We start from the raw sequence: 17,843 nt of genomic DNA, 5'->3' as shown, positions 1-17,843 counted from the left end.
CCATACAGGCAAAAGGGATGAGAGAGGTGTTGCTGAGTCGCATCATTCTCACGGTCGCTATTGTTATTTAATTGTTAATTTCATGGCAACATTTATGTTGCAACTCGGCCATCTATTGTCTGGTTAGGCGATCCTGATCACACTTTTCTCATTCACGTCCCGTTTGAGTTCGATTTTCTGACGGCAATGAAAGGTGACTGAGTCGTGCCGGGCATCTATAGTATGGTCTGTTTGAATACCATCAGGAGGATGACGGAATGGAGTGGCTGGATCAGAAGGTGTTGCGACAGCTGGCGGAAGACATCGGCCAGGAGATGATGCCGGTGGTGATCTCGGTCTTCATCGAAGAGGTGGGGGAACAGCTTGCCCAGCTGCGCCCGCTCTATGAACAGCAGGACTGGCCCGCACTGGCCCGGCTTGCCCACAGCATGAAGTCCTCCTGCGGCAGCTATGGTGCCCAGCTCAGTTACCAGCAGGTGGTGGCGCTGGAACAAGCCTGCAAACATGAAGACGACGAGCAAGTCTCCCGTTTGCTGGCCGAGCTGGAGCAATCCCTGCCCCAGGTGCTCTCCCACCTCGCCAACTATCACTGAGCCCCTGCAGCCGGCGCATGGGCGCCGGACTTGCCATCCTCTACCCGCCCATTAGCGTTGATTAACCAGTTGCTGGATAACCCTGTCCAGTGCCAGCTTCAATTTCAGGCGATCGTGCCGATGGGGAAGGGCGGCCTCACCCAGCTCGGCCAGGATCAATCGGCCAGCCAGCTCTGCCGGGTATTCCCCCGCGGGTGCCAGAATGGCATCGACCCGACCCGCTCCGACCCGTGATTCCAGCCAGCGCCATTGGTTGTGCAGGCTGAGCTGGCTGGCAGGACCGTTTTCGGCGACCAGATTGCAGATGAACACCAGCATGGCATCACTCTCGTTGATGGCCTGGGCCACCTCAGCCAGCAGCAGGGGCGGCATGATGGAGGTAAGAAAGCTGCCGGGGCCGAGGATGATCATGTCGGCCTGTGCCAATGCCTGCACCGCCTCGCGGGTGGCCGGTACCTCCGGACTCAGGCTGAGGGAGAGCGGCGGGGTGTCGAGCTGATCGATGGAGACTTCCCCCAGTATCTGATTGCCACAGGCCGTGTGGGCGCACAGGTCGGTGGGAAATTCAGACATGGGTAGCAATTGTGACTCTATTTTCAGCATGTCGCTGATGAGCTTGATAGCATCAAGAGGGCGTACGCAGAGGTTGTCGAGCGCCAGCAGCATCAGATTGCCGAGGTTGTGGCCCGCCAGTTCACCGCGACCGGCGAACCGATATTCGAACAGCAGGCTGCCGATACTGGGATCGGTCACCAGTTGATTAAGGCAGTTGCGCAGATCCCCCCAGGCGATACACTCCTGGCTCTTGCGCAGTCGTCCGGTAGAGCCGCCATCGTCGGTGGTGGTGACGATGCCGGTCAGGCGCGATCCCAGAAACGAGAGTGAAGAGAGCACACGGCCCATGCCGTGGCCGCCACCGATGGCGACGACCCGGTCAAAATCATTGATGTTCTTCTGCCACATGCCGTTTTCCTGTGGTTGGGCTCAATTGAATGTGATTCTAATCGATAAGACGGGATAATTGTTTGATTAAGGTATGATTTTTGCTTACCCCCAGCATCATGAACAACTAGGAGATGGTGTTGAACTTCCTGACGGCTCACTCTCTTGAAGAGACTTCCCTGCTGGCTGCCCGGCAGGTCAGTGAGCGGCTGCTCGCTCAATCACCTCATTCCCCTTCGCTGTTACTGGTCTATTTTACTCAGGCTCACGATGCCGAGGAACTGCGCCATCACTTCAAACAGCAGTTCCCGTCGTCTCGGATGATAGGTTGCAGCTCCTGTGGCGGGGTCATGACCCAGACCGGCCATCATGCCCGCCAGGGGATCGGTCTGGCAGTGGCGGCCATCTACGATGACAAGGGAGCCTACGGCGTGGCGGGCCAGGCGGGGGATGCGGTGGATGTGCGCCAGCTGCTGCGCAGTGCCATCGCCGACGGGGGGCGCCCCGGCGAGCTGCCACAACTCATCTTGCTGCATGCCAGCCCGGGCCAGGAGGAGGCGATGCTGGAGAGCATCGAAGCCGAGCTGGGCACGACGGTCCCGGTTGTCGGGGGCTCCGCCGCCGACAACAGCGTCAGCGGTGACTGGCAGCTGTGCTGGGATGAGGGCAGTACCCGCGAGGGCGTCGCACTGGCCGTGCTCTATCCCGATTGCCAGCTGGCGTTCCAGTTTCACTCCGGCTATGTCCCCACCGAATATCGCGGCACCATTACGGCCCTGTCGGGACGGGAGATCCTCACCATCGATCATGAGCCGGCGGCCGAGGTCTACGCTCGCTGGAGCGGACGGACAACCCCCTGGCCGGTGGGTCCCATCCTGCGGGAGACCACCCTGTCACCGCTGGCCAGACAGGTTGGCACCCTGGATGACATGCCCTATTACAAGCTCTCCCACCCGGAAGCCGTGACAGAAGGTGGCGGATTGCGCCTCTTTACCGATACTCAGGTCGGGGAGCGGTTGCTGCTGATGTACAGCAGTCAGGAGGGCTTGCTGCAACGCAGTCTGAATGCAACCCGCATCGAACCCGAGTACGGCATGGCCACCGAGATGCAGCCGTTTGGCGCCCTTGTGATTTTTTGTGCTGGTTGTCGCTTGGCTCTTGGTGATAGCTTATGCCAATTTGTCGATCAATTTCATACCCGGCTGGGGGATATCCCCTTCATCACCCCGTTCACCTTCGGCGAGCAGGGCCGCCTGCCCCATGGTGAGCTGGCGCACGGTAACCTGATGGTCTCGAGCGTGATCTTCCTCGACAGCTGACATTGCGCTGGAAACAAGATGATAGGTAACACGGAACTGGAAGCCCTCGGCGACAAGCTGCAGACCACCTTGGTGGAGCTGGTGCGTTGCCGGGAACGCGAGGCCAAATACCGCCAGGAGTCGCAAACCCTGTTGTGCGGGGTGGCGACGCTGGCCGATGCCCAGACGCTGGAGCAGGTGCTGGACAGCCTCATTCAGGTGCTCAAGCCCTTCATCGGCTTCGAACATGCGGATGTGGTGGCCTGGGAAGGAGAAGGCGGCATCACCCACCTCAGCACCCAGGATGGTGAAGTGGGGCGCAGCTGGCAGCTGACCCCGCTGTTCTCTCGTGCCATCGAGGGAGAGACCTTGGTCATCTATGATCCGACCCAGTTGCCGGAACTGGCGCCGCTGGCCGATGTGGCGGGCTGGGCCAGCGTCATGATGACGGGCTTGCGCGCTCCCGGTTTTTCCGGCGTGCTCATCTGCCGTCACGCCGTGATGGGGACCTTCGATCTCAAGAGCAAGGCGGCCATGCAGCGCTGCCGTCCGCTCATCTCCCAGGCGCTGGTCAACATCGCCTATCGAGCCCGCCTGCAGGAACAGGTCGAGCTGAAAACGCTGGCGCTGCAAGCGGGCGAACAGCGTTTTCGCAGCTTTGCCGGCATGGCGTCCGACTGGTTCTGGGAGACGGATACCGAGCACCGGCTGAGCTATGTATCGGCCCCCGGCCAGCAGGGGGATATGCTGGTGCATCAACCCGGCCAGAGTCTCTACGATTACGCTCATGACAGGCGCGACCCCGAATGGGGCAAGTATCGCCGGCTCATCGGTCTGCACCTGCCGGTGCGGGCGGTGCGGGCCCAGGTCAGCCTGGCCAAGGGGCCGCGCTGGATGGAGATCAACGCCGAGCCCTGTTTTGATGCGGCCGGCGTCTTCATCGGTTATCGCGGCACGGCGCGGGATGTGGGCAACCAGATCCGCCGTGAGCAAGAGCTGGCCAGGGCGCGGGACGAAGCGGAAGCGGCCAACCGTGCCAAGTCGCAGTTTCTGGCCATGATGACCCACGAGATCCGCTCTCCCATGAACGCGGTGCTGGGCATGCTGGATCTGCTGCAACACGCCCAGCTCGAACCCCAGCAACAGACGCTGCTGGGCCACGCCACCCATGCCGCGCGTCTCTTGCAGACCATCATCGACGACGTGCTCGATTTCTCGAAGATTGAATCCCATACCCTGGAGTTTCACTGCGAGACGCTGCAACCGGCCCAGCTTTGTCAGTCCCTCATCGAGCCGCTGCTGGCGCAGGCGGGCAGCAAGGGTATCGAGCTGCGTTGGCGGGTGGATGACGCCGTACCCGCCCAGCTGCAGGGGGACCCGGTGCGCCTCTCCCAGGTGATCAGCAACCTGCTCGGCAATGCGGTGAAGTTCACCAGTCGTGGCAGCGTATTGCTGCAACTGAGCTGGCATGAGCAGCAGTTGAGGGTCTCGGTGACCGACAGCGGGATCGGTATCTCGGCCGAGGATCAGGCGCTGCTGTTCGAACCCTTCTCTCAGGTCGACAGTTCGGCCACCCGCCGTTTCTCGGGCACCGGGCTGGGGCTGGCCATCAGCAAGCGGCTGGTGGAGTTGATGGGCGGCAGCATTCAGTTGCGCAGTGCCCCCGGTGAGGGGAGCTGCTTCTGGTTTGATTTGCCGGGCATGGCGCTGCCATGTGAGTGCAGCAGCCGGCCCGAGCCGGATCAGCAGCCGATTCAGGATCTGGATGTGCTGGTGGTGGAAGACAGTCCGGTCAATCAGCTGGTGGTATCGCTCATGCTGCAAAAGCTGGTGAGCCGGGTCAGAGTCGCGGCCAACGGGCTGGAGGCGCTGGCCCAGGTGGCGGAGCAACGGCCGGATCTCATCCTGATGGACATGCGGATGCCGCAGATGGATGGACTGGAGGCGACCCGGCGTCTGCGAGAACTGGGTTGTAGCGTGCCCATCGTGGCGCTGACGGCCAACGCCATGGCGGAAGACAGGGCTCGTTGCCTGGCCCAGGGGATGGATGATTTTCTGGCCAAACCGATAAGCCTGATGCGGCTGCGGGAGTGCCTGCAACGCCATTTTCAGCCCGCAGCGCCGGATCGCAGCTAAAAAAAATGGTCAACCTAGGTGGTTGACCAATTCTTCAGCAAATACTGAAGAGAGCACGGGATAAATCGGGTTGTACGATTCTATATGAAAAAGTCGTGCCAACTTTTCAGAACCAGTTTATGCGGCTTGCAGCGCTGTTATTGATTTCTATTGGGCACTTTATTTGCAAAATGCGAAATTCTTTTTTTCATTATCGGAATATTCGCATTTTGCAATACACCTCTGACTCACTGTGCGATCAGTCGGCGCAAGAATTGACGGGCCGCTTCGCTATTTTGTTTGGCAATCAACATCTGCTTTTCATAGATCGGCATCGGCAGGATTTCGAGCCAGCGTTGGCAGAGCCAAGCCGCATCGTCAAACTGCTTGTCCGGGTAAAGTTCATCCAGTTCCGGATACTGTTCAAACACTTCCCGCAGCCGGGTCACCAGCGGCTTGTCGCTGAAGTCTGAATGGGTGCTCGGCCAGTTGGGCAGGGCTTCGACTCTGGCCCGGCGCAGACCCTGCTCGTCCGTTTCCATCTCGTGGATGCAGAAACGTTCCATGCCGAGTACGGTGACGCCGAGCAGGCCGTCATTCAGGGTGTAAAAGTCGGTGACTTTGACCCGGGTGCCGACCGGCAGGATCCGCCCGGACTTGCCAGTCGTCGTCGCTTCTTCCATCACGATGCCGAAGCCCTGGTCATCGATGAATGACTCTTTGAGCATCTGCAGGTGGCGCGGTTCAAACAAACGCAGAGGAAGCTTGCCACCAGGCAGTATGTGGGAAGGCAAGGGGAACAGTGCCAAGGGTTGAAGTTTCATGTTCCATCCTCCATTGAGTAGTTGCTGAATAGGACAATGCAGCGACTGTGCCAGAGAATGAAAAAAGCCACCGGAAGGTGGCTTTTTGCTGGATGGGATGGCGTTTAGTTGCGCTGCTCCAGGTACATGACAGCAGCTTCCACGCGGCTTTGCGCCTCGAGCTTCTTGAGCAGGCTCTTGACGTGTACCTTGACCGTGCCTTCGGAAATATGGAGCACGGAGGCGACCTGTTTGTTGGAGAGGCCCTTTGCAATTTCGCGCAGGATTTGCATTTCGCGACGCGTTAAGCTCTCCAGCTTCTGCTGCAGATGATCCAGCTCGTAGATGTTCTCGAGGTAGGGACGCAGCGGCTCGCTCAGGATCTGTTTGCCGGTCATCACGTCCGCCAGCTGGGCCAGCAGCATCTCTGGCTCGGTATCCTTGAGCAGGTAGCCGTCGGCGCCGGCCTTGAGCAGCGCCACCACGTCCTGACGGGCGTCGGAAACGGTCAGGATCACCACCCGGGAGGTCACTTCCTCGGTGCGCAGCGCCTTGAGGGTGTCCAGACCGGAGAGGCCTTTCATGTTGAGGTCGAGCAGGATCAGATCCGGTTCGGACTCCTTGGCCATGGCGACGGCATCGGTACCGTTGGAAGCTTCACCGACGACTTCGATGTTCTCCTCCAGGGCCAGCAGCTGCACAATCCCTTTGCGCATGAGGGGATGGTCATCCACGACCAGAACACTATATTTCATCTCGTCCATCAGGCATCTCTTGTTAGGCTGGTGGGAAAGGTCAGATGTACGCAGGTGCCTCTGGGCGGCCTTTCGCTGATGGTCAGCAGACCATGCAGCTTGCTGGCACGCTCGTTCATGATGCTCAGGCCATAGTGGTTGACCGCCGAGCTTGCGATCCCTATTCCGACACCATCATCTGAAATCTGAACCTGGATGTTACCATCGGCGAGGGTCTCACAGCTAACATCAATCACTTGCGCACTGGCATGTTTGATGGCATTGAGCACTGCCTCACGGATCAGCTGCAAGATGTGGATGTGCTGACCGGCTTCGAGATCGGTATCGGCCAGACCGTAATGGAGCCTGATGTCGGCCTGGGTCTGCGGCTTGAGCTGCTCCAGCATCACCTTGATGGCTTCACCGAGGTTGGCGTCGCCAATGCTGAGACGGAAGGTGCCGAGCAGTTCGCGCAACTGGGTATAGGCGCTGCCAAGCCCCTCGTCGATCTGCTGCATGGCGGCTTCGGCTTTGACCGTATCCCCTTTGGCGAAGGAGCGCTTGAGCAGAGTGGACTGGATTTTGAGATAGGAGAGGGCCTGGGCCAACGAGTCGTGCAGCTCGCGGGCGATGACGGCCCGCTCTTCCATCAGCAGCAGGCGCTGGTGTTGCAGCAGGGTCTGATCCTTGTGCAGCACCTGGGCCAGCAGCATGGAGAAGTTTTTCATCAGCCGCTCGTCGATGGGGTGGCTGCTGATGACGTCGAGCCGGCCATACTCCTGCTCGTCCATCTGCAGATAGAAGCTGACCACGGCATCCAGATCGCCGGGCCAGCCCTTGCGGCCGGTGATGTAGTCCGGCATGGCATTGTGCTCGAAGCGGGTCAGCCGGATATAGTCGATGTGCTGGTGGGCCGCCGCCCGCTCCAGCAGCTTGAGCAGGGTACGCCGGCTCAGCGGCGCCGCGTGCAGCTTCTGGGCGGTGCTGTAGAGGAAGGAGAGGGTGTCGTTGGCCTGCTGCAGCTTGGCGGTCTTCTCTTCAACCTTGCTCTCCAGCTCCCGGTAGAGCTTGCCGAGTTCGTCGGCCATGGTGACGAAAGCCCCCGACAGCTCCCCCAGCTCGTTTTCACAGTGGGGGGGCAGGGTCAGGTCGAACTCCTGGCGCTGGATCTGGCGGGCGCAATAGACCAGCTGGTTGAGCGGAGCCACCACCTGCTGGCGGGTAAAGCGCACCGTGAACCAGGCGATGGTGATGATGGAGAGCAGCCCCAGCCCTTCGGCCAGCGCCAGCATGCGCACCTTGAACTCCACGTGGTACTGCATCTGGTTGACGAAGTCGTCGATGGCCGCGACGAACTGCTCGGTGTTGTCGGTGTAGCGCCGTGGGGTGGCGTTCTCGATGTGTTCGCGCATCACCTGCCACTGCTGCAGCACCTCGCCATAGGTGCGACGCAGGGAGGCGGGAGTGATCCAGCGCTGGGTCTCCTGCAGTTCGGCGGCGTGCAGGGTCTGCTCGAACTGATCGAGCCGGCTCAGCACCTGCTGGCCCTGTTCAATCTCGTAGGCCATGCGGTAGGCCTGCATCCGCAGGGAGCCGGAGAGGTTGATCGCCTTGGCGTCGGGCACCGAATAGAACAGGGTCACCATGGCTACCACGGCGATCAGGCTTGCCATGAACAGGATGAGCACCATGGAGCGTCCGATGGCGCTGCTGACCGAATGTACCTTGAACCACTTTCCCATGCCGGCTCTCTTCCTCGACTTCAGACAATAACCCCACAAAGTAGCATGGGAGTGTACTCCAACTTGTGCTAGCATCGAAAAACTAGATGAACTCCGAGCGGTTTTGCCTAAGTCCTCATGATAGGGGGAAACCGCCGTCAGCCGATGTTCGAGCTGTAAGGGTCAGGAAAGAAATGCCCTGGCCTCCCGTATTTGGAAAGGTGTTTATGTCGCCACTGCAAGATGGTTTTTCCCGTCGTTTCTACTATTTGCGCCTGTCGATCACCGACGTGTGCAATTTTCGCTGTACCTACTGCCTGCCCGATGGTTACCGCCCACCGGCCGGTGACAAGGCGGGGCGTCAGCCCTTTCTCTCTCTGGAAGAGATCCGCCGCGTCGTGTCCGGATTTGCCGCCATGGGCACCCGCAAGGTGCGCCTGACCGGCGGGGAGCCCTCCCTGCGCCGGGACTTCACCGCCATCATAGAGACGGTGGCCAATACCCCCGGCATCGAGAAGGTGGCCATGACCACCAATGGTTATCGTTTGAAAGAGCGAGCCCAGGAGTGGTTCGATGCGGGCCTGACCGCCCTCAACGTCAGTGTCGACAGCCTGGATCCACGCCAGTTTCACCAGATCACCGGTGAGAACAAGCTGGCGGAGGTGATGGATGGCATCGAAGCGGCGCTGGTCGCCGGCTTCAAGTCGGTCAAGATCAATGCCGTGCTGCTCAAGGGGCTCAACGATCATCAGCTGGATGCGTTTCTGGCCTGGATCCGGCACAAGCCCATCGAGCTGCGCTTCATCGAGCTGATGCAGACCGGCGAGATGGATACCCTGTTTCGCGATCATCACGCCAGCGGGGCGCTCATCAAGCAGCGTCTGCTCGATGCCGGTTGGCTGCAGCAGCTGCGCGGTGCCGACGATGGCCCCGCCCAGGTGTTCATGCACCCGGAGTCGATGGGTGGGGTCGGGCTCATCATGCCCTACAGCAAGGATTTCTGTGCCGGTTGCAACCGGCTGCGGGTCTCTTCCCTCGGCAAGCTGCACCTCTGTCTGTTCGGCGATCACGGGGTGGAGCTGCGGGATCTGTTGACGGCCGACGACCAGCAGGATGAATTGCAGCAGCGGATCCGCAGCGCCCTTGCCGGCAAGGCGGCGACCCATCGACTGCACGAAGGCAATGCCGGCATGACCCCGCATCTGGCCTCCATCGGCGGCTGATCCACGGCAGCCGACAAAAATAGCCATCGATTAATAAGCAATCCTCAAATGGGGGTATTTTGCCTTGCCCCCATTGTTCTTTATTGCGCCAAGGGTTTGATCCAGCGCAAGAATCCCCCCTGATTATCTCCCTGGTGGTATATCCCTGAACTTGTCAGGGCCGCAATATACACCCACTCTTATAATAGGTATTGAAAATACCTGTCATGGGACTCACTCGTGCGCCATTACCAGCAGCAAGGAGCCGTTATGCCGGATGGGGTCAACCTGTCACGTCGCAGTCTGTTTCGGGGTCGTCTGACATCGAATGAGCCTCGGGTGCAACTGCCCTGGTCCGTCGCTTGGTCCGATTTTGCCGCCGATTGCACCCGCTGCGGTGACTGCCTCACGGCTTGCCCGGAACAGATCCTGGTCAAGGGCGACGGTGGTTTTCCGAGCGTGGATTTTCTGCGTGGCGAGTGCACTTTTTGCGGGGAATGTGTCGCCGCTTGCAAAGTGCCGATATTTCGCCCGACCACGGAGGCACCCTGGCAATACATCGCCCATATTGAAGCCAACTGTCTGGCCCATGGCCAGGTATTCTGCCAGCGCTGCCAGGACAGCTGCGAGCCCCGGGCGATCCGTTTCTCCCCCGTGCTGGGCCGGGTGCCGACCCCCAGCATCGATGCTGCAGCCTGCACCGGTTGCGGTGCCTGCGTGATGGATTGTCCGGTGGGCAGCATCCGGGTGGGGGCACCCGCTGGCGAGGAGTCCAGATGAAGCAGGATCTGTGTGAAGCAGGAGTCACAATGAAACAAGAGTTCCATGTATCGAGCCTGGTGGTGCTGACCCAGCCCTCCTTGCGTCACCAGCTCGCAGACGAGATCGCGACCCTCGAGGGGGCCGAGCTCCATGCCGTCAGTGATGAGGGCAAGCTGGTGGTGACCCTGGAAGGTCCGAGCCAGCGTCCCATCATGGCGGCCATCGACGCCATCAATGCGATGCCGGGCGTCTTGTCCGCCGCCCTGATTTACCACCAGTTTGATGAGCTCGAGGCCCAGAGCAAGGAGTAGCGCCATGAGGCCGAGCCTGCGTGACTCATCGTAATGGCCGCCATGGATGCAAAGATAAAGCGATGCCGGGGTACGAGTTCGCCGCCCTGAGCCAAAACCAGTTCGATACACTCGACAACTTACGCGATAAGCAATGTGAGGATATGCCATGAAGCTGAGTCGACGCGACTTTATGAAGGCCAACGCGGTGGCGGCAGCCGCTGCCGTTGCTGGTGTCAGTGCCCCTACGCTGGCGGCCAATCTGATCACCAGTACCGACAAGACCGCCATCACCTGGGACAAGGCACCGTGCCGTTTCTGCGGTACCGGCTGTTCCGTGCTGGTGGGTTCCCAGGATGGGCGCGTCGTGGCGACCCAGGGCGATCCCGATGCACCGGTCAACCGCGGCCTTAACTGCATCAAGGGTTACTTCCTGTCCAAGATCATGTATGGCCAGGACAGGCTGACCCAGCCCATGCTGCGCATGACGGACGGCAAGTTCGACAAGAACGGCAACTTCGCCCCCATCAGCTGGGATCAGGCCTTCGACATCATGGCCGAGAAGTTCAAGGCCACCCTCAAAGAGAAGGGACCGACCGCGGTCGGCATGTTCGGCTCCGGCCAGTGGACCGTATGGGAAGGCTATGCCGCCGCCAAGCTGATGAAGGCTGGTCTGCGCACCAACAACCTGGATCCCAATGCCCGTCACTGCATGGCTTCCGCAGTGGTGGGCTTCATGCGTACCTTCGGCATGGATGAACCCATGGGCTGCTACGACGACATCGAGCAGGCCGACGCCTTCGTGTTGTGGGGCTCCAACATGGCCGAGATGCACCCCATTCTCTGGTCGCGCATCTCCGATCGCCGTCTGTCCCACCAGGATGTGCAGGTGCACGTGCTCTCCACCTTCGAGCACCGCAGCTTCGAGCTGGCGGACAACGGCATGGTGTTCACCCCGCAGACCGACTTGGCGATCCTCAACTACATCGCCAACTACATCATCCAGAACGACAAGGTGAACTGGGAGTTCGTCAACAAGCACACCCAGTTCCGAAAAGGGGTGACCGACATCGGTTACGGCCTGCGTCCCACCAACCCGCTGCAGCAGAAGGCCAAGAACCCGGACAGCGGCGATTCCACCCCGATGAGCTTCGACGACTTCGCCAAGTTCGTGGCGGATTACGATCTGGAGTCCGTCTCCAAACTCTCCGGCGTGCCGAAGGACAAGCTCGAGAAGCTGGCCCAGCTCTATGCCGATCCGAGCAAGAAGGTGGTCTCCTACTGGACCATGGGCTTCAACCAGCATACCCGCGGTGTCTGGGCCAACAACCTCTGCTACAACATCCACCTGCTGACCGGCAAGATCTCTACCCCGGGCTCGGGTCCGTTCTCCCTGACCGGTCAGCCCTCCGCCTGCGGCACTGCCCGTGAAGTGGGTACCTTCGCCCACCGTCTGCCGGCCGACATGGTGGTGACCGAACCCAAGCACCGCGCCATCGCCGAGAAGATCTGGAAGTTGCCGGAAGGCACCATCCCGGAGCAGGTGGGCTACCACGCCGTGCTGCAAAACCGCATGCTCAAGGACGGCAAGCTCAACGCCTACTGGGTGATGTGCAACAACAACATGCAAGCCGGCCCGAATATGAACGAAGAGGGGCTGCCCGGTTATCGCAACCCGGCCAACTTCATCGTGGTGTCCGACCCTTATCCGACCGTGACCGCCCAGGCGGCCGACCTCATCCTGCCGACCGCCATGTGGGTGGAGAAAGAGGGGGCCTACGGCAACGCCGAGCGCCGTACCCAGTTCTGGCACCAGCAGGTCAAGCCGCCGGAAGGGGCCAAGTCCGACCTGTGGCAGCTGATGGAGTTCTCCAAGCGCTTCAAGGTGGAAGAGGTGTGGCCGGCGGAACTCATCGCCAAGATGCCGGAAGTGAAGGGCAAGACCCTGTTCGACGTACTCTATGCCAACGGCCAGGTCAACCAGTTCCCGAAAGAGCAGAGCAAGGGGGCGCTGAACGACGAGGCCGAGCACTTTGGTTTCTATGTCCAGAAGGGGCTGTTCGAAGAGTACGCCACCTTCGGTCGCGGCCATGGCCACGATCTGGCGCCGTTCGATCAGTATCACGAAGCCCGCGGCCTGCGCTGGCCGGTGGTGGACGGCAAGGAGACCCTGTGGCGCTATCGCGAAGGGTTCGACCCTTACGTGAAAGCGGGCGAAGGGGTGCGTTTCTACGGCAAGCCGGACGGCAAGGCGGTGATCTTCGCGCTGCCCTATGAGCCGGCTGCCGAAGCTCCGGACAAAGAGTACGACATGTGGCTCTCGACCGGTCGCGTGCTGGAGCACTGGCACACCGGCACCATGACCCGCCGGGTCCCCGAGCTCTATCGCGCCTTCCCGGATGCGGTGCTGTTCATGCACCCGGAAGATGCCAAGGCCCGTGGCGTGCGCCGTGGTGAAGAGGTGATCGTCTCCTCCCGCCGGGGCGAGGTGAAGACCCGGGTCGAGACCCGCGGTCGCAACCGTCCGCCCAAGGGACTGGTGTTCATGCCCTTCTTCGACGCGAGCCAGCTGGTCAACAAGCTGACCCTGGACGCCACCGATCCGCTCTCCAAAGAGACGGATTACAAGAAGTGCGCCGTCAAGGTCGTCAAGGCATAAGGCGGGGGAGCGCGAGATGAGTCGTAGTCGGCGCCAGTTTCTGGCCGACATGGCCAAGGGGGCCTGCGGTGTGGGCCTGCTTGGCGTGGGGCTCGGCGGCATGGCGCGCCAGCAGGTGCAGGCCGTGCCTGCCCAGGCGCTGCGCCCGCCGGCTGCCCTCGACGAGGCTGAGTTTCTCGGCGCCTGCGTGCGCTGCGGGCTCTGCGTCGAGGCCTGCCCCTACGACACCCTCAAGCTCGCCCGGCTGTTTGAACCCGTGACCACCGGCACCCCCTACTTCAAGGCGCGCGCCGTCCCGTGCGAGATGTGTGAAGACATCCCCTGCGTGGTGGCCTGCCCGAGCGGGGCGCTGGATCAGACCATGACCGACATCGATCAGGCGCGGATGGGAGTGGCGGTGCTCATCGATCACGAGACTTGCCTCAACTACCTGGGGCTGCGCTGCGACGTCTGCTACCGGGTTTGTCCGCTGATCGACAAGGCAATCACCCTGGAGCTGCAGCACAACCAGCGTACCGGCAAGCACGCCATGTTCCTGCCCACGGTGCACAGCGATGTCTGCACCGGTTGCGGCAAGTGCGAGCATGCCTGCGTGCTGGAGGAGGCGGCCATCAAGGTGGTGCCTCGCCAGCTCGCCAAGGGGGAGATTGGCCACCACTACCGGCTCGGCTGGGAAGAGAAGGCGAAGGCGGGCAAATCGCTCATCGGTGACAGGCTCACCCTGCCGACCCGCAAACCGGAGGGGCTATGAGTCGTTATCCGGGAGCCGAGGCCACGGCCAGGCTGGGCTGGTGGCGGTCACACCGCTTCCTGCTGCTGCGCCGGCTCTGCCAGTTCGGTGTGCTCACGCTGTTCCTGCTGGGGCCGCTGGCGGGCATCTGGATCCTCAAGGGCAATCTCTCCAGCTCGCTGTTGGTGGAGACTGTGCCGCTCACGGATCCGCTGACCCTGCTGCAGTCGTTGGCGGCGGGCCATTGGCCCATCCCCACCCTCTGGCTGGGGGCCGTCATCGTGCTGCTGGGTTACTGGCTGGTCGGGGGACGGGTGTTTTGCTCCTGGGTCTGTCCGGTCAACCTGGTCACCGATGCCGCGGCCTGGCTCAGGGGGCGACTTGGCCTCAAGGGCAACGGTCAGTTCAGCCGCACCACCCGCTACTGGTTGCTGGCCATGGTGTTGGTGGCACCGGCCATCGCCGGTGTACTGGTGTGGGAGCTGGTCAATCCGGTGTCGCTCACCCTGCGCGGCCTGTTGTTTGGCATGGGGGCGGGCTGGGCATTGCTGGCGGTGCTGTTCCTGTTCGACCTCTTCGTGGTGGAGCGGGGCTGGTGCGGTCACCTCTGTCCGGTGGGGGCCTTCTATGCCCTGGTCAACCGGGTCGGGTTCATCAAGATTTCTGCCAAGGGGCGCGAGCGGTGCAGCAACTGCATGGATTGTTATGCAGTCTGCCCGGAACGTCCCATCCTGCGCGGCCCCGTTCACGGTGCCAAGCGTGGTCACGGGCCCTTGATTGTGGCTCAGGAGTGTACCAACTGCGGCCGTTGCATCGATGTCTGCGCGGAGCAAGTTTTTGAAATCACTGTAGGTTTTGCCGTCAAGGCAGAGAAAACGTCGGAGAACACATAATGAAGAAGCTGATTGGAGCAATGCTGGCCTGTCTGATGGCAGGTTCCTTGATGGCGGCAGTCCCCGAGATCACCAACAGCACGGGGGGCATCAAATCGGAGCGGGGGAGCACGGATCTGGTGACGGATGCCGATGCGGCCCCCATGAAGAACTTTCGCAAGGATGGTGACCTCTACGATCGCCAGTACATGCATCAGCCTCCGCTGATCCCCCACGACACCCGCAACTATGAAGTGGACAACAAGGTCAACAAGTGCCTGGCCTGTCACAGCTTCAAGAACGCCAGTGCCATGAAGGCCCCCAAGATCAGCCCGACTCACTTCGAGACCCGTGACGGCATGACCCTGGGCGAGGTCTCGCCGCGTCGCTACTTCTGCCTGCAGTGCCACGTGCCGCAAGCGGATGCCAAGCCGCTGGTGGAAAACACGTTTAAACCAGTTGAAGCGCTGAACTGAGGAGCCCATAGATGAAATTACCCGGTTTTGTGCAGCGTCTGTGGACCACCTTCAAGTCTCCCTCGAAGGCCGCCCTCTGGGTGCTGCTGTTGATGGGATTCTTCGGCGGGGTCATCTTCTGGGGCGGTTTCAACACCGCCATGGAAGCCTCCAACACCGAGAAGTTCTGTACCGGTTGCCACGAGATGAAGGACAACGTGTTCGTGGAGTACCGCGACACCATCCACTACGCCAACCGTTCCGGCGTGCGCGCCAGCTGCCCGGATTGCCACGTGCCGCATGAATGGACCTACAAGATCATTCGCAAGGTGCAGGCGTCCAAGGAGCTGTGGGGCATGCTGACCGGCAAGGTGGATACCCGCGAGAAGTTCGAATCGCACCGGCGCGAGATGGCCGAACGGGAGTGGAAGCGGATGAAGGACACGGATTCGAGGGAGTGTCGCAACTGCCATAACTTCGAATACATGGATTTCTCCCTGCAAGGCAAGCGGGGTGCCCAGATGCACTCCACCAGTCTGGCCAGCGGCGAGAGCACCTGTATCGACTGTCACAAGGGTATCGCTCACCAGCTGCCCGACATGACGGGCGTGAAGGGCTTCTAAGCCCACCTGATGCAGGCCGGGTTCGCCCGGCCTGTTCATATTCCGCCCGGTCAGGGCAAAAGCGCCGCCGTGCGCCCTTTTAATCCCCCCTCTGGCGCGAGTTTTGGTAGAATCGGCCCGCCGTGAGTCGCAGCGCGTGACCGACTGGTCAAGGTTTGGTCCTGACGGACACGAGCCTCTCCTCGCAATCGAGCGCTGCCAGCCGGGATCCTGGCCACTTTTCTTCTCTTTGCTCACGGTCCTTTGCCATCAGGAGCTGCCCATGGGACAGAAAAACAACGCATTCATTCCCCTCAAGATCGCCGTGCTGACGGTCTCCGACAGCCGTACCGCCGCCGATGACAGTGCGGGCGACTATCTGGTTTCTGCCCTGACCGATGCCGGCCACGTGCTGGCCGACCGGGCGCTCTGCCCCGACAATCTGTTTCGTATTCGCGCTCAGGTGAGCGACTGGATCGCCGATGAAGGGGTGCAGGTGGTGCTCATCAACGGCGGCACCGGCTTCAACGAACAAAACCGGGTGCCGGAGGCGGTCGGCGTGCTGTTCGAGCGCACCGTACAGGGCTTTGGCGAACTGTTCCGCCAGCTCTCCTTTGCCGAAATCAAGGGCTCCGCCATGCAGAGCCGCGCACTGGCCGGGCTGGCCAATCGCACCCTGATCTGCTGTCTGCCGGGCTCCCCCGGTGCCTGCCAGCTGGGATGGGAGAAGCTTGTCCAGGACCAGCTCGATGCCCGCACCAAGCCGTGCAACTTTGTCTCCCATCTTTGAGGGCCTTTGATGAACCCGACTGAACCCAAGCAGACTCAGCCCAACCTGACCCATCTCAACCAGAGCGGCGAAGCTCACATGGTGGATGTGACCGACAAGCAGGTGACAGAGCGTGAGGCTCGCGCCGAGGCGTTTGTCACCATGGCCCCCGCAACCCTGGCCCTGATCCTGAGCGGTCAGCACCACAAGGGGGACGTGTTCGCCACCGCCCGCATCGCCGGCATCATGGCGGCCAAGAAGACCTCGGATCTCATACCCCTCTGCCATCCGCTGGCCCTTACCCGGGTGGAGGTAGAGATAGAACCCCAGGCGGAGCAAAATAGGGTCCACATTCGCACCCTCTGCAAGCTGGCCGGCAAGACCGGGGTCGAGATGGAGGCACTGACCGCCGCCTCGGTGGCGGCGCTGACCATCTACGACATGTGCAAGGCGGTGCAAAAGGACATGGTGATCGAACAGGTGCGGCTAGTGGAGAAAAAGGGCGGCAAGTCCGGCCATTTTCAGCTGGGTGTGACTGACGGAGAGCAAGCATGATCAAGGTACTCTTTTTTGCGCAAGTAAGAGAGCTGGTGGCCTGCGACGAGCTGAGCCTGCCGTGCGACTACGCGAGTGCCGAACAGCTACGCAGCGCCTTGAGCGAGCGCGGCGACAAGTGGGCGCTGGCGCTGGAGGCTGGCAAGCTGCTGGTGGCGGTCAACCAGACCCTGGTGCCGCTGGATACGCCCCTTCATGATGGCGATGAGGTCGCCTTCTTCCCGCCGGTGACCGGAGGTTAAGGATGAGCGAGGCAACCATGACCGATCGCATTCTGGTGCAGCGGGATGACTTCTCGCTGGCCGACGAATATGCCCGCCTCGCTGCCCGGCAGGACACCGGCGCCGTGGTCAGCTTTGTCGGCAAGGTACGCGACTTCAATCAGGGGGAGCAGGTGAAGGGGCTGGCCCTCGAGCACTATCCCGGCATGACCGAGAAGGCGCTGACGGACATAGTGGCCGAGGCCCGCAGCCGCTGGCCCCTGCAGGAGTGCACCCTGATCCACCGCATCGGCGAGCTGCTGCTCGGCGATCAGATCGTGCTGGTGGTGGTAAGCAGCGCCCACCGCGAGGCGGCCTTCGAGGCCTGTCACTTCATCATGGATTTCTTGAAAACCCGGGCGCCGTTCTGGAAAAAAGAGCTGACCGCCGAAGGGGTACAACGCTGGGTCGAGGCCAAGGAGAGCGACAACACTGCCGCCGCCCGCTGGCAAGCTTGACCTGTTCAAGGGGGCTGGCTCAT

19 protein-coding genes and 1 riboswitch are annotated in these 17,843 nt (G+C 61.3%); of the genes, 15 read left to right on the top strand and 4 right to left on the bottom strand.

Annotated elements, in window-relative coordinates; genetic code table 11:
- Positions 1-257: 257 nt before the first annotated feature.
- Entirely contained in the window at positions 258-593 is a 336-nt protein-coding gene (locus PG900_RS06145) for an Hpt domain-containing protein (RefSeq protein WP_270831090.1), read from the top strand.
- Positions 594-644: 51 nt separating this feature from the next.
- Here PG900_RS06145 and PG900_RS06140 read toward each other — a convergent pair whose 3' ends face one another.
- The gene (locus tag PG900_RS06140) at positions 645-1,556 is read right to left on the bottom strand and encodes a gluconeogenesis factor YvcK family protein (RefSeq protein WP_039213739.1); all 912 of its coding nucleotides are present in this window, start codon (positions 1,554-1,556) and stop codon (positions 645-647) included.
- 113 nt (positions 1,557-1,669) lie between these two features.
- Here PG900_RS06140 and PG900_RS06135 point away from each other — a divergent pair, with 113 nt between their 5' ends.
- Both PG900_RS06135 and PG900_RS06130 read left to right on the top strand, forming a co-directional pair.
- Complete coding sequence (locus PG900_RS06135; protein ID WP_029303435.1) at positions 1,670-2,854, top strand: FIST signal transduction protein; 1,185 nt, start codon at positions 1,670-1,672, stop codon at positions 2,852-2,854.
- A gap of 18 nt (positions 2,855-2,872) precedes the next feature.
- Positions 2,873-4,969, top strand: coding sequence for an ATP-binding protein (locus PG900_RS06130; protein WP_270831089.1), 2,097 nt, complete (start codon positions 2,873-2,875; stop codon positions 4,967-4,969).
- 227 nt (positions 4,970-5,196) lie between these two features.
- On the opposite strand, the gene PG900_RS06125 is transcribed toward PG900_RS06130, so the two are convergent.
- The 3 genes from PG900_RS06125 to narQ all read right to left on the bottom strand — a co-directional run bounded on the left by PG900_RS06125 (position 5,197) and on the right by narQ (position 8,227).
- Entirely contained in the window at positions 5,197-5,772 is a 576-nt protein-coding gene (locus PG900_RS06125; protein ID WP_270831088.1) for an LON peptidase substrate-binding domain-containing protein, read from the bottom strand.
- Between the two features lie 104 nt (positions 5,773-5,876).
- Positions 5,877-6,515, bottom strand: coding sequence for a two-component system response regulator NarL (narL, locus tag PG900_RS06120; protein ID WP_011705476.1), 639 nt, complete (start codon positions 6,513-6,515; stop codon positions 5,877-5,879).
- The gene (gene narQ, locus PG900_RS06115) at positions 6,515-8,227 is read right to left on the bottom strand and encodes a nitrate/nitrite two-component system sensor histidine kinase NarQ (protein ID WP_016350249.1); all 1,713 of its coding nucleotides are present in this window, start codon (positions 8,225-8,227) and stop codon (positions 6,515-6,517) included. The genes narL and narQ overlap by 1 nt, the downstream gene beginning before the upstream one ends.
- A 79-nt stretch (positions 8,228-8,306) precedes the next feature.
- Positions 8,307-8,446: riboswitch (molybdenum cofactor riboswitch) on the top strand.
- Between narQ and moaA the strand changes: the two genes are divergently transcribed.
- The 12 genes from moaA (at position 8,434) to moaE (ending at position 17,820) form a co-directional block, all read left to right on the top strand.
- Entirely contained in the window at positions 8,434-9,429 is a 996-nt protein-coding gene (gene moaA, locus PG900_RS06110) for a GTP 3',8-cyclase MoaA (RefSeq protein ID WP_041213764.1), read from the top strand. (Overlaps the previous riboswitch by 13 nt.)
- Positions 9,430-9,678: 249 nt before the next feature.
- A complete protein-coding gene (gene napF, locus PG900_RS06105) occupies positions 9,679-10,188 on the top strand; it encodes a ferredoxin-type protein NapF (RefSeq protein ID WP_011705479.1) in 510 nt (169 codons plus the stop codon).
- Positions 10,189-10,217: 29 nt separating this feature from the next.
- Positions 10,218-10,481 carry a chaperone NapD gene (locus PG900_RS06100; RefSeq protein WP_270831087.1) on the top strand — a complete coding sequence of 88 codons (264 nt, stop codon included), beginning with the start codon at positions 10,218-10,220 and terminating at the stop codon, positions 10,479-10,481.
- A 148-nt stretch (positions 10,482-10,629) separates the two neighbouring features.
- Positions 10,630-13,119 (top strand): nitrate reductase catalytic subunit NapA, encoded by a 2,490-nt coding sequence (gene napA / locus PG900_RS06095; protein WP_016350252.1) that lies wholly within the window; start codon positions 10,630-10,632, stop codon positions 13,117-13,119.
- Between the two features lie 16 nt (positions 13,120-13,135).
- Entirely contained in the window at positions 13,136-13,870 is a 735-nt protein-coding gene (napG, locus tag PG900_RS06090; RefSeq protein WP_029303430.1) for a ferredoxin-type protein NapG, read from the top strand.
- The gene (napH, locus tag PG900_RS06085; protein ID WP_270831086.1) at positions 13,867-14,742 is read left to right on the top strand and encodes a quinol dehydrogenase ferredoxin subunit NapH; all 876 of its coding nucleotides are present in this window, start codon (positions 13,867-13,869) and stop codon (positions 14,740-14,742) included. Before napG ends, napH begins: the two co-directional genes overlap by 4 nt.
- Positions 14,742-15,197 (top strand): nitrate reductase cytochrome c-type subunit, encoded by a 456-nt coding sequence (locus PG900_RS06080; RefSeq protein WP_005299342.1) that lies wholly within the window; start codon positions 14,742-14,744, stop codon positions 15,195-15,197. Before napH ends, PG900_RS06080 begins: the two co-directional genes overlap by 1 nt.
- Positions 15,198-15,208: 11 nt before the next feature.
- Positions 15,209-15,799, top strand: a complete 591-nt coding sequence (locus PG900_RS06075; protein ID WP_011705485.1) for a cytochrome c3 family protein — start codon at positions 15,209-15,211, stop codon at positions 15,797-15,799.
- A 262-nt stretch (positions 15,800-16,061) separates the two neighbouring features.
- Positions 16,062-16,568: a molybdenum cofactor biosynthesis protein B gene (gene moaB, locus PG900_RS06070; protein WP_011705486.1), complete on the top strand. Its 507-nt coding sequence runs from the start codon at positions 16,062-16,064 to the stop codon at positions 16,566-16,568.
- A 9-nt stretch (positions 16,569-16,577) separates the two neighbouring features.
- Positions 16,578-17,102 (top strand): cyclic pyranopterin monophosphate synthase MoaC, encoded by a 525-nt coding sequence (moaC, locus tag PG900_RS06065; RefSeq protein ID WP_011705487.1) that lies wholly within the window; start codon positions 16,578-16,580, stop codon positions 17,100-17,102.
- On the top strand, positions 17,099-17,344 hold the full coding sequence (gene moaD, locus PG900_RS06060; RefSeq protein ID WP_024943771.1) for a molybdopterin synthase sulfur carrier subunit: 246 nt from the start codon (positions 17,099-17,101) through the stop codon (positions 17,342-17,344). Before moaC ends, moaD begins: the two co-directional genes overlap by 4 nt.
- A 2-nt stretch (positions 17,345-17,346) precedes the next feature.
- A complete protein-coding gene (gene moaE / locus PG900_RS06055) occupies positions 17,347-17,820 on the top strand; it encodes a molybdopterin synthase catalytic subunit MoaE (protein ID WP_011705489.1) in 474 nt (157 codons plus the stop codon).
- Positions 17,821-17,843: the final 23 nt, after the last annotated feature.

Source organism: Aeromonas sp. QDB03, assembly GCF_027707985.1.
GTDB lineage: Bacteria > Pseudomonadota > Gammaproteobacteria > Enterobacterales > Aeromonadaceae > Aeromonas > Aeromonas hydrophila.
Note: the sequence above shows the minus strand (reverse complement) of the source record. Positions and strands in the feature narration are given on the sequence as shown.

Excerpts from the sequence above, each read along its gene's own strand:
- napF (WP_011705479.1), top strand. The coding sequence starts at position 9,679 with ATGCCGGATGGGGTCAACCTGTCACGTCGCAGTCTGTTTCGGGGTCGT.
- moaA (WP_041213764.1), top strand. The coding sequence starts at position 8,434 with ATGTCGCCACTGCAAGATGGTTTTTCCCGTCGTTTCTACTATTTGCGC.
- narL (WP_011705476.1), bottom strand. The coding sequence starts at position 6,515 with ATGGACGAGATGAAATATAGTGTTCTGGTCGTGGATGACCATCCCCTC.
- PG900_RS06135 (WP_029303435.1), top strand. The coding sequence starts at position 1,670 with ATGGTGTTGAACTTCCTGACGGCTCACTCTCTTGAAGAGACTTCCCTG.
- napG (WP_029303430.1), top strand. The coding sequence starts at position 13,136 with ATGAGTCGTAGTCGGCGCCAGTTTCTGGCCGACATGGCCAAGGGGGCC.
- moaC (WP_011705487.1), top strand. The coding sequence starts at position 16,578 with ATGAACCCGACTGAACCCAAGCAGACTCAGCCCAACCTGACCCATCTC.
- moaE (WP_011705489.1), top strand. The coding sequence starts at position 17,347 with ATGAGCGAGGCAACCATGACCGATCGCATTCTGGTGCAGCGGGATGAC.
- PG900_RS06100 (WP_270831087.1), top strand. The coding sequence starts at position 10,218 with ATGAAACAAGAGTTCCATGTATCGAGCCTGGTGGTGCTGACCCAGCCC.
- PG900_RS06125 (WP_270831088.1), bottom strand. The coding sequence starts at position 5,772 with ATGAAACTTCAACCCTTGGCACTGTTCCCCTTGCCTTCCCACATACTG.
- PG900_RS06075 (WP_011705485.1), top strand. The coding sequence starts at position 15,209 with ATGAAATTACCCGGTTTTGTGCAGCGTCTGTGGACCACCTTCAAGTCT.
- narQ (WP_016350249.1), bottom strand. The coding sequence starts at position 8,227 with ATGGGAAAGTGGTTCAAGGTACATTCGGTCAGCAGCGCCATCGGACGC.
- moaD (WP_024943771.1), top strand. The coding sequence starts at position 17,099 with ATGATCAAGGTACTCTTTTTTGCGCAAGTAAGAGAGCTGGTGGCCTGC.
- moaB (WP_011705486.1), top strand. The coding sequence starts at position 16,062 with ATGGGACAGAAAAACAACGCATTCATTCCCCTCAAGATCGCCGTGCTG.
- PG900_RS06145 (WP_270831090.1), top strand. The coding sequence starts at position 258 with ATGGAGTGGCTGGATCAGAAGGTGTTGCGACAGCTGGCGGAAGACATC.
- PG900_RS06140 (WP_039213739.1), bottom strand. The coding sequence starts at position 1,556 with ATGTGGCAGAAGAACATCAATGATTTTGACCGGGTCGTCGCCATCGGT.
- napA (WP_016350252.1), top strand. The coding sequence starts at position 10,630 with ATGAAGCTGAGTCGACGCGACTTTATGAAGGCCAACGCGGTGGCGGCA.
- napH (WP_270831086.1), top strand. The coding sequence starts at position 13,867 with ATGAGTCGTTATCCGGGAGCCGAGGCCACGGCCAGGCTGGGCTGGTGG.
- PG900_RS06130 (WP_270831089.1), top strand. The coding sequence starts at position 2,873 with ATGATAGGTAACACGGAACTGGAAGCCCTCGGCGACAAGCTGCAGACC.
- PG900_RS06080 (WP_005299342.1), top strand. The coding sequence starts at position 14,742 with ATGAAGAAGCTGATTGGAGCAATGCTGGCCTGTCTGATGGCAGGTTCC.